Source organism: Salegentibacter lacus, from assembly GCF_020164555.1.
Taxonomy (GTDB): domain Bacteria; phylum Bacteroidota; class Bacteroidia; order Flavobacteriales; family Flavobacteriaceae; genus Salegentibacter; species Salegentibacter lacus.
The window spans coordinates 235413-249937 of record NZ_JAIQZB010000003.1 but is presented as its reverse complement, the minus strand read 5'-3'; the positions used below and the strand labels follow the sequence as shown (position 1 = coordinate 249937).

The 14525-nt window shown below is 36.0% G+C and carries 10 protein-coding genes; 3 read left to right on the top strand and 7 right to left on the bottom strand.

Features of this window, described 5'->3' with window-relative positions; all coding sequences use genetic code 11:
- Nucleotides 1–355 precede the first annotated feature (355 nt).
- A complete protein-coding gene (locus LB465_RS03850) occupies nt 356–736 on the top strand; it encodes a lipocalin-like domain-containing protein (protein ID WP_224467204.1) in 381 nt (126 codons plus the stop codon).
- Nucleotides 737–848: 112 nt separating this feature from the next.
- On the opposite strand, the gene LB465_RS03845 is transcribed toward LB465_RS03850, so the two are convergent.
- The 3 genes from LB465_RS03845 to LB465_RS03835 all read right to left on the bottom strand — a co-directional run bounded on the left by LB465_RS03845 (nt 849) and on the right by LB465_RS03835 (nt 2691).
- On the bottom strand, nt 849–1310 hold the full coding sequence (locus LB465_RS03845) for a hypothetical protein (protein WP_224467201.1): 462 nt from the start codon (nt 1308–1310) through the stop codon (nt 849–851).
- Between the two features lie 210 nt (nt 1311–1520).
- Entirely contained in the window at nt 1521–1982 is a 462-nt protein-coding gene (locus tag LB465_RS03840; RefSeq protein ID WP_224467199.1) for a universal stress protein, read from the bottom strand.
- Nucleotides 1983–2073: 91 nt separating this feature from the next.
- The gene (locus LB465_RS03835; protein ID WP_224467197.1) at nt 2074–2691 is read right to left on the bottom strand and encodes a hypothetical protein; all 618 of its coding nucleotides are present in this window, start codon (nt 2689–2691) and stop codon (nt 2074–2076) included.
- Between the two features lie 254 nt (nt 2692–2945).
- Between LB465_RS03835 and upp the strand changes: the two genes are divergently transcribed.
- Together upp and LB465_RS03825 are read left to right on the top strand one after the other, a co-directional pair.
- Complete coding sequence (gene upp, locus LB465_RS03830; RefSeq protein WP_224467194.1) at nt 2946–3605, top strand: uracil phosphoribosyltransferase; 660 nt, start codon at nt 2946–2948, stop codon at nt 3603–3605.
- A 98-nt stretch (nt 3606–3703) separates the two neighbouring features.
- On the top strand, nt 3704–4717 hold the full coding sequence (locus tag LB465_RS03825) for a zinc-binding alcohol dehydrogenase family protein (protein WP_224467192.1): 1014 nt from the start codon (nt 3704–3706) through the stop codon (nt 4715–4717).
- 162 nt (nt 4718–4879) lie between these two features.
- Here the strand turns inward: LB465_RS03825 and LB465_RS03820 are convergent, their stop codons facing one another.
- The 4 genes from LB465_RS03820 to LB465_RS03805 form a co-directional block, all read right to left on the bottom strand.
- Nucleotides 4880–5992: an alkene reductase gene (locus LB465_RS03820; protein ID WP_224467189.1), complete on the bottom strand. Its 1113-nt coding sequence runs from the start codon at nt 5990–5992 to the stop codon at nt 4880–4882.
- Nucleotides 5993–6189: 197 nt separating this feature from the next.
- A complete protein-coding gene (locus LB465_RS03815) occupies nt 6190–6762 on the bottom strand; it encodes a Crp/Fnr family transcriptional regulator (RefSeq protein WP_224467187.1) in 573 nt (190 codons plus the stop codon).
- A gap of 11 nt (nt 6763–6773) precedes the next feature.
- Nucleotides 6774–9044 carry a translocation and assembly module lipoprotein TamL gene (tamL, locus tag LB465_RS03810; RefSeq protein ID WP_224467185.1) on the bottom strand — a complete coding sequence of 757 codons (2271 nt, stop codon included), beginning with the start codon at nt 9042–9044 and terminating at the stop codon, nt 6774–6776.
- Entirely contained in the window at nt 9045–14039 is a 4995-nt protein-coding gene (locus tag LB465_RS03805; protein ID WP_224467182.1) for a translocation/assembly module TamB domain-containing protein, read from the bottom strand.
- Nucleotides 14040–14525: the final 486 nt, after the last annotated feature.

Here is a 14525-nt window from a genome sequence, read left to right as displayed (position 1 = left end):
GTATTGCTTGCAATCCTCGTTAGATTTGAACCGATCAGAGAACTCCAGAAGATTTTGACCCTTAAAAACATCCATAATTTTAAATATTTACTGGTAATTAAGATACGTATTTAAATACTGACCTCTAATAGATTTAATTTTGATTAAGAAATGGAGACCGTTTAAGGATTTAGATGGCCTTTTTTACAACTGCTAAGCCACATACATGAACTTTCTATGGTTATAGTTGATCTTATATACTACTTTACTTATCATTACTTGAAATCAATAACCACAAAATAGTACAACCGTTGATACAATCGGAATATGAGGTTATTTGGTAAATTGTCTTATATTCCAAAAAATAAATGTCTTAATGAAAAAAGTATCCTTTATTCCAATCTTATTTTTGATTTTTTCCTGTTCATCTGATGATGATTCTGAAGTACAAAGTGAAGCTACAATTTTAGGATCTTGGATTGGCGTTGAGAGTTATCTCGATGGAGAAAGTATGGGCCAACCAAGCAATGATAGAGTTGAATTTTTCTCAGATAATAGTGTAGAATTTACATATGATGATATTACTGAATATGGTGAATTTGTGATAGATGGTGATATACTTACAATTACTTGGGAAAGTGCTGAGACAGGTTTAGAAACTTATAGCTTGGAAATAAATGAACTAACGGAAACCACTTTAGAATGGGAGACCGACCTAGGTAGTGAAGGAATTTTAATAGAAATTTTCAGAAGATAGATTATTAATTAAGCTGCTAAGAAATATCTCATAAAGACTATCTCATATCTGAAAAGGCCACTTTTTTAAAACTCTTCCTTCCATAAATAAATCGTTTGGCAAGTTTAATAATTTATTTATTTGATAATGCTTTTTTGATTTCAATTTGTTCCTGGTAAATAAGCTTTAAAAGCTGGGTGGTTTGTTTGGACTGTTCGCAAATCTCTTTAAGAAAGTAAAGTGCGTTTTTACCCTCTTCTAATGGATAATCTTTTTTCTCTTCAGAAATATGAATAGACTTCTCTTTACTGAAGCCAAAAAGTTCTTGTTGACCCGTAATTTTATCTTGCTTTGCAAGTAGAGCCTCTCCCTTTCCTTCTTTCAGAAATAGATAGTTTACTCTTGGGTAGTTTTTAACTATGCCATGTATCATATCTGAAGATAAATTATTCCTGCCTTCTTTAACGTGATATACTGACGACGCGGTTTTATATCCTAATTTTTTTGCTAATCCATAGGCTGTGATCCCTAATGACTCTAACACTATTTCTAATCGTTTAGCATCAGATAGAGCTTTTGATGGATTTTCTTTCATTATAGTTCTAATTTTTAATTACGATTTAACAGGTTTCAATAGAGATTAACTATTATACTTAACCATATACGAAGATATTAAAAATTATTTATATAGAATAATAATATATTGTTTTACACCTTATTATTATACTAATATAGATTGTTTCGAATTTCAAAAAAGTCTTCCGTAGTAGAAGACTTTTTTGTTTGATAACTATTTTGTCAGTTTCTAATCCTTCTTAATCGGTACCATAAACACCGGAACTTCAGTCTTTTCCAAGACACTTGAAGCAACAGTTCCCATTAAAAGTTTTTCAAAAACCGAATGGCTATGAGTACCCATTACCAGCATATCGGCGTTCCAGGTTTTAGAATATTCAAGGATAGCCGTGGCCGCATCACCTTCGGCTAAATGTGTTTCTACGCTTTCATCGTTAAGGTGTTTTGCTGCAGTTTCAAGAAAATCTTCTACTACCTCTTGCATTTCCTGTGCAATATCCAGGTTTACAGCCATTTCATCATAGCCTGAATATCCCATAAATGTAGGGTAATCAATTCCGTAGTAACTCACATTGGCCATTACGTGAAGTAAACAAACCCGGGCATCTAATTGTTTGGCGAGTTTGTAACCGGCTTCAGCGACTTTTTCTGAGACCGGGTGATAATCAATGGCAATTAATATACGCTTCATAAGATTGGATTTCTTATAAAGTTATTAAATGAATTTTAAAAAGTAGAATATTTGGTGATGAATCGTTTGAAAAGAATTTATTCAGAAAAAATTATTCTTTAACCACAATTAAGCTCGCTCTGGCGCCGGTTAAAAGATTCCATTCTTTAGAAGCAACAAGATTTCCGTTTTCTTCCAAGACTTTTAACTGTGCGGTATTGGGACCGGAAGAACCCTGATTTATAGCTTCAAATTCAATATTATTAAAGCCGCTTTCCAGCGTAACCAAAACGGGGTGATAACCACCGCTAAGCACAACACGCTTTATAAATTTTCCGTTTAAATAAATATTTACCTGATCGCCATCCACAAATTGATGGTCGCGGCAGTACAACTCAACAAATTTTCCGGTAGTTTTAAAGTCGCCTAAATATTGATCTTCCCTATATTTCTCCAGCGCTTCTTTATCCTCAGTCCATTTCTCTTTTACCGCGTCGCCGGCGGTTTTCAAGTTATTTGGTTTTTCCCTGAAGTCTATTGTTTTTGGTTTTTCTCTAAGATACTTGCTTTCCTCGTTTGATTCTTCAGCACGAAGAATAGGAAATCCTGAAGATGTTGTTTCGGGTTCTGCTTTTAGAATTCCGCCTGTATTATTAGTAGCCGGAAGATCTATTTGCCCGTAGCTTAACACAGAGAAGCAAAAAAACAAGAATGTATAGATAAACTTCATAAGATGAATTCTTTAAGCTCTTAATATCAAAAATACAGCCAAATTACCATACAGAAAAATCTTTTGAGATAAACCTGAAATATAGCTTTGCCAATTAATGCATTCAAAAATTATTCGAAAATTGAGATTAAAATACCTCGAGGTATGCTCTGAAATTCAAATATTGTTTACTACTACTATTGTCTTGTGAATTTGCTCCGGTCTATTTTACTTATCTTTACTCACCAAGTAAGTTCAAAAATTTAAATACTACCATGCAGATAAATCATCTCTTAGAAGAAAATTCTATAGCCGGAAAATTTGTAGCACAACTCAGGGATACTGAAATTCAAAAAGATAGAATGCGTTTCCGCAGAAATATTGAGCGTTTAGGTGAGATTTTAGGTTATGAATTGAGTAAAACTCTAAAATTTTCAACGAAAAATATAAATACCCCACTTGGTACTGCTGAAGTTCAATTACCTGAAAGTGAAATTGCACTTTGTTCTATTCTACGTGCTGGCCTACCTCTGCATAACGGCTTATTAAATTATTTTGATGATGCCGAAAACTCTTTTATTTCAGCCTATCGGCATCATCCTAAAAACGATGAAAATTTTGAAATTGTAGTAGAATATCTTGCCTCTCCTTCCCTTGAAGGAAAAACCCTAATTCTTGCCGATCCTATGTTGGCTACTGGCCGTTCTTTTGTAAATGTTATGGAGGCTTTAAAACATATGGGAAAACCCAAAGAAATTCATTTAGTAGCTGTAATTGGTGCCGAAGAAGGTATTGCGCACGTGGCCGAAGAATTTCCAGAAGATACCAAACTTTGGATCGCTACCATAGATAAAAAACTAGACGATCACGGCTATATTATACCGGGCCTTGGCGACGCCGGAGACCTTTGCTACGGTGGTAAACTTCAGCATTAATTAATCCATATATCTTATAGTTTTCTTAAGTGCTGGGCGCTGGTTTTTATATTACTTAAATTCAAATATTATTACGCTAATTCTTTAAAAATAAAATTATGAAAGCCGTTGGAATAAAAAAATCGCTTCCTATAGATCATTCAGATAGTTTCCTTGAGTTTAACACGGAAGAACCCACACCGAGAGATTCAGATTTGTTGGTTCGTATTAAAGCTGTTTCTGTAAATCCCGTAGATTTTAAAGTAAGGCAGAATGCCGCTAAGGATAAAGAGTTGGAACAACCCAAAATCCTGGGATGGGATGCTGCAGGAATTGTAGAACGCGTTGGGAATAAAGTGACAAAATTCAAGCAGGGAGATGAAGTTTTTTATGCCGGAGAAATTGACCGTCCCGGTTGTAATGCCGAATTTCAATTGGTAAATGAAAATATAGCAGGTCATAAACCAAAAAATATTTCTTTTGAAGAAGCTGCGGCTTTGCCTCTAACTGCACTCACAGCCTGGGAATGTGTATTTGAACGTTTAAAGATTAAAGAGAATTCGGGTGAAAATCAGGATATTCTTATTATTGGCGGTGCCGGCGGAGTAGGTTCTATTGGAATTCAACTTTTAAAGAAGCTTACCAAATTTAACGTGATCGCCACAGCTTCCAGAAACGAAACCGAAGAATGGTGTAGAAATATGGGTGCAGATGTCATTGTAAATCATAAGAGTTTAGAAGAAGAAATGAGGTCTAAAGGTTATGAGCAGGTAGATTATATCCTGAACTTTTCTGATACCGATATGCACTGGAATGCAATGGCCGAACTCATAAAACCCCAGGGGGATATTTGTTCAATAGTAGAAACCAAAAACCCGGTAGATCTAAATAAGCTAAAAAATAAAAGTGTGGCTTTTCACTGGGAATTGATGTTCACCAGGGCAAAATTCCAAACTCCGGATATGCATAAGCAACACGAAATACTGGAAAGAATTTCTAAACTTTTAGAGGAAGAAACCATTGAAAGCACTCTAAATAAAACCTTCACCGGGCTTAGGGCCCAAACGTTTAAAGAAGTTCATGAACTACAGGAATCAGGGAAGTCTATCGGTAAGAATGTAATTTCATTTTAAGAAAAAAAAGAGGTTGTTTGGATTAAGTTAATTCGCCATTCTGAATTTATTTTAGAATCTAATATTTTCGTAGTTGAACTATGTTAGACCTTGAAACCAGTTCAGGATGACGGCTAAGAACTTCCCAAACAACCTCTTTATAATTGCAATAAACAGAATCTTTTAAGCTTCTTGCTTTCTGGATTTTGCTTCGTAATCTATATAACCTTTTTTGCCGGATGTGTAAAAAGTATCGGTATCCCAGTCTGAAAGCGGTATATTTTCATCAAAACGCTCCACTAAATCGGGATTAGAAATATAAGGTTTACCAAAGGCTACCAAATCGGCATTTCCTTCTTCAATAACTTTATTCCCGGATTCCTGATCAAATCCTGCATTGATCATCAAAGTCCCATTATAAATTGGGCGGTATCTTTTTGCAATTTCAGTCACTGCGTGTGGCACATCTGAAACATCGTTAAAAGGCTCCGATAAATGCAAGTAGGCAAGATCGTAATCGTTTAATTTCTTAATAATATAATCGAATGTTGGGATGGTTTCCTCATCCATCGTCATTCCAAAAATGCCGTTAAGTGAAGGGTTTAATCTTAAACCAATTTTTTGTTCCGGCATTACTTCTTTAATCGCGTCTATAGTTTCAAATAAAATCTTAGCGCGATTTTCTATGCTTCCGCCATATTCGTCATTTCTTTTATTAGAAGTTCCATTAAAAAACTGGTGAAATAAATATCCATTGGAAGAATGAATTTCTATCCCATCAAAATCGGCTTCCATTGAATTCTTCGCCGCATTTTTAAAATCCTGAATGGTTCTTTTAATATCTTCAATAGTCATTTCCTTAGGCGTAACAGTATCCTTGAAACCTTCAGGAGTAAAAGACTGCGCCTCAGGATTTATTGCCGAAGAAGATAATGGTAACTGTCCATTATGGAAATCAGGGTGAGACATTCTTCCCACGTGCCAAAGCTGAATGAACATTCGGCCATCTGCTTGGTGCACTTTTTTATTCACCATTTTCCAGCCTTCCACCTGTTCTTTACTATAAATTCCTGGTGTATTTACGTAACCAACAGCTTCTTTTGAAACCTGGGAACCTTCAGTAATAATAAGTCCGGCAGAAGCTCTCTGGGTATAATAAATATCGTGTAAACCTTCTGTAGGCTTATTTTCAGGATTATCAGCTCTACTTCGGGTCATTGGAGCCATTACGACTCTATTAGGAAGTTCTAATCCGTTTAAATTATATGATTTTAATAAATTTTGTTCTTTACTCATAATTGTTTTTGGTTAATTTTATTAATCTCTTTCTTAGCAATTTTTTTAATTTCAACCAAGGATAAGTCCACGGTCCATATGTTTTGAAAATGAAATTTTTTTGAAAAGGTTCCAACTCTCAATACTGAACGAAATTAACAGAAAAAAGAAAGAAAATACTTGATGTATGTTAGCAGCTGTTGTTAAAAAACGTTAAGCTAAAACAGCTCTTTTCGCAGTCTGCTTAGGCTTTCGGGTTTAATCCCGAGGTAATTTGCAATATGATAATTGGGAACACGTTTTTCAATTTCGGGATAGGTTTGGCAAAATTCCAGGTAACGCTCTTTATTGTTCTTCTGTAGTGAAGAAAGAATTCTACTCCTTAGCGCTACGAAGGCGTTAGTGGTTTTTATTCTGAAAAAACGTTCGAATTTAGGAATTCGCTTATATAAAGTTTCTAGTGTATCGCGATGAATTCCCAAAAGAACCGAATCTTCTATGGCTTCAACATATAATTGTGCGGGATAATTTCCGAAGAATGCTTCAAAATCACTTATCCACCAGTCTTCTACCGCAAATTGAATAATATGTTTGTTGCCATCTTGATCTAAATAAAAGGCTTTTAAACATCCCTTAACCACATAATATTCACAATCTACCGACTGCCCCGGTTCAGTTAAAAATTCTTTTTTTGAAATATGTTTTTCTGAAAGAACCCCAACAAACTCTCGCTGCTCTTCTTTAGACAGCTCAATTTTTGAAGTCACGTGTTTTAGAATTTCCTTATGCATTTTCAACACTCTTAGAAGGGATAACCTATAGCGAAATTAAGTACAGGATTTGCGTAATCAAATTCCCAGCGCTCACCTTCTGGTAAAGCAGGATCGTGTAAAGGTGCAGCCAGATCCATCCGAATCACAAAACTTTGAATATCTACCCTTAAGCCGAATCCGGTACCAATTCCCAGCTCGTTCATAAAATCTTTACTGAATTCTCCTCCTTCAAGAGTACTGTTCTCACCGGTATTCCAAACATTTCCGGCATCGGCAAAAACAGCTCCGTATAAATAAGAGAAAAGTGGAAAACGATATTCCAGGTTGGCTTCAAGCCTAATATTACCTGCCTGGTCGAAAAAAGCACCTTCTTCGCTAGGTGGCGTGTAAGTCCCTGGACCTAAAGAACGTGTATTAAAAGCCCTCACACTGTACGGCCCACCGGCAAAATATTGCTTTGTAAAGGGTAAAACATCAGAATTTCCATAAGGTATACCATAACCGGCAAACAACCTGCTCGCTATTTTAGAATCGGTACCTGTTTTAAAATGATACCTTAAATCTATATCGGCCTTTGCATACTGGGCATATTCCAGGTTTAAAAAGGTTTGTGGATCTTCTTCGCCACCGCCACTAATTGCATCTACTAAATTCCCGGCTACATCTAAGGTTGAATTTAAAAAGAATTGATGCCTGCTGTTTGCATCTATAAGTCCGTTATAAATAAAAGAATAAGTTAAGCCGGCAATAAATTCCTGGTTAAAACTTCTTTCTAAAAACGGGTTATCGTTTAATATATCCTGAAATTCCTGAGTAGTATTTCCCAGGTTCACATAATTTAAGGATATAGGATAAAACTCGTGAGTTACAAAACGATTGGCATTCCAGAGATAGCCAAACCGGGCCGAAATAGATCCCAGGCTAAAAAGCTTACTTCTGGTGAGATAATCAAAACCTAAACTGGTTTTTGTTTTAGGAATAGAATAAGAAAACCAGTTTTTATCAAATTTAATGGGAAATAAAAGTCTGGGAAAAATAAGATCGCCATTTAAACCTAATTGAATACTGTTTAATCCTGCCTGTGTGCCTCCACCGGTTTGAACTTCATAACCAAAATCTCCGGTAATATTTAGAATTTCCCCGCCCTTAAATAAATTTCTGTTAGTGTAGCCTAAAGCCAAACTCGGGCCGGCAAATCCATTAGATTTTGTTACTGCCTGAATTTCGGCCCTTAATGAGCGTTTATTTAACGGAGAAAGATAGATATTGGTTTCCAGTACACCTAAACTATCGGTAGACAAACTATCTATTTCTGTATAATTAATATTCACAAATTTATAGGCCCCAATTCCACCCAACCTCCTGGCGGTATTCCGGGAATTTTCAGGATTGTAATACTGGCCCTCTTCAAGAAGAATATAAGGATCTAAATATTTAGGCTTAAAGAATAATTCTTTCTGAAAAAAATTCTTTTCGGCGTAGCGGGTTTTCGCCGTAGAACTATCGGTGCCCACTTCATAATTAGGATAAATATTAACGCTTCCCAATTTATAAGGAATAATACTTTTGGTAGGAATATCCTTTTTTAGTCTTAAAAAAAGATCAAACCTCTTATGTTCGTATTGATTAGTATCTGCCTCAAAAATTAAATACCCGGGATTAAAATTGTAATATCCTTCAGACTTTAAATTAGCATCAATTCTCTCTCTTTCCTGTTTTAATGCCGAAAGATCGAAACGCATTCCTTCTTCTATGGGAGAATCTTCTAAAGTGTTACTAATTTCCTTAAAGATCTTGAGTGTATCTGAATCTAACTTATAATTCTCCAGCAAATATGGACTGGGAACTTCTACGGTATAATCTACATTCATTTGTTTCTTCTCTTCTTTCCGGTTAATGGCAGAAAGCACATTACTGTAGAAGAAACCTCGATTTTCCAATCGGTTTTTTAATAAATCTTCAGTTCTAAGAGGATCTACATCACTTTCGTATACAGGCTCTTCCCCTATTTGCTTATTCAGAAATTTATTTATAAAACCCGGTTTTTCGCGTTGTGCTTTATAATGAAAATAAAGACCGGGTTGCATTCCTAAAAATGAATTGTTGGGCTCCGGTCTTAAAACCGATTCCAATTCAGCTTTTAAGCGGGCACGTCTTTTAATACTTGTATCGCTCTCCATCGTAATTTTGGCTCCCGTGTAAAGCAGTTCGTCTTCAGGAACAAATTTCTTCACATTACAGGCCTGTAGGAGAAAAAGTACAGCACAGAGATACGCGATATATTTTAAGTATACTTTCATTTAATTTTCTTCCTCTTTGTTTTCATCTGTATTTTCTTCTTCTTCTCTTTCTTTCAGGAAGAAGTTATCCCATAATTCTTGAAACTCGTTGAATTCCCGGGTAAAAATAAATGCTATTCCGCTAACAATAAGCTGGCCGTCTATTACATTTTCAAACTCATTTCGTCGGAAACCTTTTAGTCGAAATCTTCCAGATTCAGTAAGCAAATATTCTATGCTAACATTACCAATTACCGGGCTCGCTTCCTCACCGGGACGGTTACTTCCCTGCACACCTACTTCACTACCTACACTTACGATAAGACGATCGTCCAGTAGGCTCTTTTGAGCTTCAATATCTACTTCGGTACGTGCACTTCCACTAGCATCAGTATAACTGTCTACTCCAAAATTAAGCTCCACCCCGGTATCACCCAGTAATTTGTCTGAGAACACATTAAGCTGATCTGAGAGCGCCTGACTTAAATTATCACGGGCAATAGAAAGATTTCCACCACCGTCTCCGGCACTTCCTGATGATGGATAAAAACGGTTTAGCACCAGTAAAGAAAAAACCTGTTTATTCAGTTCTGCTTCCTGATTGTTTAACTGTTGTAAACGCCCATATACCTGACCGCCAACAGCACCTCGTTCTTCTTCCGGCATTTGCAGACCAAAAGATAACTTAGGCTGCATTAATTCCCCGTCTACATTAAGATAAACCAAAAATGGCAGTTCTCGTCTAAACTGATTACTCCCGGCATCTTGTGTTGTAGTCATAAGTGAAGATGGTGAAGCTTCTACTCTATAAATAGCACTAACATCTAAAGTAGCGTCAAAAGGATCTCCAGCCCAGGTTATTCGGCTACCTTCGGCAATTTTGAATCTACGTTTAACCAAATTATATAAGCTCATCTCGTAGTGACCGCCACTCATCGTGTAGCGACCGGCTAATGTCATTCTACCATTAGGTGAGATATTAAAATCTAATTCTCCTTCTCCTTTTACCCTAAAATTATCACCAGTCTGCTCATCTATAATTATACTGAATGCCGCCTCTTCATTAATATTAATTCTGGCATTAATATTATAACCTGTAAGCGTAGCCGATTCTTCCTCTTCTTTCCCGGTGAGAATATCATCTGGATCTTCCCGGTTTGTGAAAATCACGATTCCGTCGCGCTCTTGCATCGCCAATTCTTCTTCTACCATCACGTAAGTGAAATCGGTATTAGCACCTACGGTAATATTAATATCTAATATTGGAATATTGAGATCACCGGTTAAACTGGCATCGGCATCAAAAGTGGCGGTACCATAAAACATTTCATTATCTTTTTTTGTAGAATTAAGGACCTGGAAGTTCCTGGCCCTAAAATCTAAATCGAAACTTGGGTTAAGGAAACTTTCGGTTAGCACTTCTCCATTAATTATAATAGAATTTGAATCCTTATCTTCTACCCTGAATTCATTAAAATAGATTCCCTGATTATCGAATTCCAAGGTTTCTGATGGCAATTTAAATGGCGCATTAAGTAATGCTACACGGAATTGAGCTTCATCAAATTGAAGTTGGCCGTTATATTCCGGTTCAGCGGTAGTACCTTCCAGGCTTAAATTACCAGAAAAGCTTCCTTCTCCATTATTAATAGCGCCCATTGAAAAGCCTTCCACGGTTTTCATGCTAATTTTATTAATCTTCATTTCCATATCTACCACAGTTGTAGAATCAAGTGCCTGGAAATCGCCACTCATATCAAGATCTACGTTGTCTCCTTTTATCGCCAGGCCAACATCATATAAAAAATCGGCTTTTGGAGTAGAATTTAAACTTAGTTTACCAAGCTCTACCTGCATAACCTTTAGCTGGTTAATCTCCATTCCCGCCATGATCCCAATCTTCTTTAAGGGATCTTCAAAAATTAAATAACCATTTAATTGCCCTGTGGCTAATTCTTTTTCGGGATTGAAATAATTAAGCAATGCTCCTAAATTGAAGTTACTGAACTCTAAGCCAATATGGTTTTTATCGGAATAAGAAAGTTCACTGCTCAATAGCATTTCCTGGTTATTTCGGGTTAACCTGAAATTATTTGTAGTAATATCCTGATCGTAAACAATCATCTCATTATCGGCAGCAATATTCCATTCCTTTTTATTCAAGATTAAATCTTCCGGATTTATATGAAACCTTAATCTATCTTCAGATTTTGTGATTTCTGAAGCCATGTGGATTAACCTATCTTCACCTTGCATAGAAGTAAAATCAAGGAAAAGTTTATCTTCCGTGACACTTCCGTAAAAATCGGTTTTCTGAATAGCGATTGGACCAGAATTTATTGCTTTAAAACCAAGATTGAAATCGAAATTCTCAGGATCTGAATTTAAGCTGAATTCCAAACTGTCTATCTCGCTGCTGTAATAATTTATATAAGGTAAACTTACCAGGGCATCAAGTTTTCGCTCTTTTTCATTAAAATCGGCTTCAATATGAATAGTATCTAATTGTTCTAAATTAGATAAGAAAACTTCGCTTAAAACGGGATCATCCATTATAGTGCCGCGCAGTTTTAAATTTACGGGTTTTTGTACGGTATCTAAAGGGTCTACATCGGTAAAATAAGATTGGTAATGACGGTTTAATGCATTGGAAAAATCTACGGGATCGGCATTAGATTTTAAATCCAGTTCTAAAATTTTATTGCTAATCTGTAACGAAGTAGAATCGGTACGCACAAAAGCATGAGCACTTAAATCTCCGGGGAGATAGGTGTTATTGTCATAAACTACAACTGCATCTTTTATATCGGCGTAAGTTTCATATTCTTCTGCATTTCCTTCAAATTGAGCAGCCAGTTTAAAAGCCAGTCGAATATCACGGGAAGCCAGTCCCAATTCCTGTAACCTTGCTCCTTTTAAATCTAAATTAAGGTTCGCTTTTGGTTTAACCGAATCCAATTTTACTTGGGAATTAAGCGCTAATTCTAAGTTATCGTCTTTATAACTTGAAGTAATATTCCCGCTTCCGTCTTCAATTTCACCTGAAATATTAAGGCCTTCAATTTCATAATCATTGTAAGAAAATGAAGTTATGGTTGCATCATAAGTCGCATCAAGGGTGTTTACTGTGCTTCCTTTTCCAGAAGTTTCAATTTTAATATCTAAAGCTCCAAGGCTTTCATTTTGCAGGATAGTTCCAAGCTGAAGTTCTTCTGAAGTCATTATACCTTCAAAAACGATTTCTTCCTGATTGGAAAAATTCCCATCTATGCGAATATCACCTTCAGAAGTTTGTAAAAGTGCTTTGGTAGAAAGATCTTCCAGGCCTCCTTCAAAATTTACGCTAAGTTGAATATTCTTCGGAATGCTTATCCCCAGGTCTTTTTCACTCACAAAACCGGTAAGATCAGATTTTCGGGATTTCGCATTGAAACGAGGAATATTAAATCGAATATTATCGGGATCTGTGGCGTTATAAATATTTCCGTTAGCTGAAAATGACGTGTTTTTCCATCTAAAATTGGCTCTTGCAATATCTATTGCTGAAAGTTTCCCTGAAGCCTGAAGATTCCCCGATACTTTATTTGTGCTCAACTCCTTCATATAAGGATTAGACCTTAAATCTGGCTGAAATCGAAAAGCATCTTTTAAGTCTACTAAAATTGTTGGTAAATCGAGGGAAAGTTCTGCTTCTTCAGAATTATCGATCAATTCCTGTATAGAATTATATTTTAAAGTAGCCTCACCTTCTAATTGGTTTTCATTTAAGGCCAATGCCAAATCTGAAAGATTCAATTGAGTTTCTTCCAGGTTTAGGTTGAAATTCAGCTTTTTTAAATTTAGGCCTGAGGCTTCATTAAAATTTAAAGCAGCCACTTCTGCCCCGGCTTTTTTGTCTTTTAAAAATAGATTATTAGCATTAAAATCAAGAGAATCAAGTGCCAGTGCTCCAGCATTGAATTCATCCTGTGTAGGCGCTGCGCCATCAACTAAATAGGTTAATTGATTTTCAGAAAAATTGATTTCATCTACAGCAATTTCCCAATCTGGCCAGGTAAACGCTGAATTTTTGGTAGCTGTGCTATCCTGGGGCTTTTCTAAAGATTTCATTTCAACTTTAATCTCAGAATTCTTCAGCGCTATACTATTTACTTTAATTTCCTGAGTTTTTAAATCCATTAACGGAACTTCAGCTAAAAATTCAGCAATATCCAGATTCGCATTTATTCCGTCTGGAATAGAATTATAATTAGCCTGTACATTTTCAAGATTAAAATTATCTACTACTAGATATGGCATTGGCGCTGGTTCTTCCTCTTCAGATTCAGGAAAGGGTTTATTTTGCAAATATTTAATCTTTGTATTAACGATGCTCGCGTTTGCCGCCCGGAAATCCATTTTTTCAAGATCGGTTTTTTCCAGTTCCAAGATAAGTTCACCGAGGGATAATTCAGTGTCAATACCCATAACATCATCTTTAAAGTTGATGTTGAAGTTTTTAAAATTTAGATTTCCAATATTAATTTCCTGTGAAGCTGTAGTATCCTGTTGGGTAGGTTGCTGGCTTGCCTGTTGGGTAGAATCGGCCGCGAAGGCTTCCATTAAAAATTCGTAGTTAAAACCGTCTATAGAATCTTTTCTTACGATGTTAGCTTTTAAACCTTCCCAATCTAAATTGTCTATACTTATGGCATTTCCCTGAATAATAGGCCAAATAGGAATATCGGCTTCGAGCGATTTAGAATAAACCAAAGTGTCTCCCTTTTTATCTTCGAGGTAAAGACCGTCTAATTGTATATTTCCAGAGAAGGTTATAAAAAGTTTATCGAGAGCAATTTCGGTATTGGTTTTACTCGAAATATTCTTTACTACCTGGTCTTTTATAATGCCCTGACCCCACGGACTTCTAATAAAAAGCAGCAATAGTATTATAAAAATAAAGAGCCCCGCAAAGAATTTTGCGAGGATCTTTAAAATGCGGTATTTATTTTTTTTCTTCTTTTTTTCTTTTTCCAAATCCTGTAATCGCTAGAAATTCAAATTTATTGCATTCTAAGAGTAATATAAAGTTTTTAAACCTAAGATTTAGTTAATAAAGCTTTATTCAGCCGGACTAGGCTCGATATCCGGAATCGTAGCTGGTGGAACTGTATCTTCCAGTTCAGAAGAAGATTCCGGTACGTGCCTTGCTAAACAGATTCAATTCCAGGACCTAATAACCCGCACTATCGTCCTGCCCAAATCCGTGCCCCATTTCAAGGAAGTTTTTCGCTCCACTTTCGGTAGGCCGACATCGTTCCATGAGCTAGGTGTCTCTTTAAACACAAACAAGCCGTCATCATTGCTTCGCTTGGTGCAAAGTGTGATTTCTTCTCGTGCATTCTCATTAAAATATACGAGAACCTGGCGTTGAACAATTTTAGAAAAATCATTCCATTAATTTCCGTTATCCATACTTTGTTAATCTACTCAAATAAAACGAGGGCTGCATTACTACAAGCT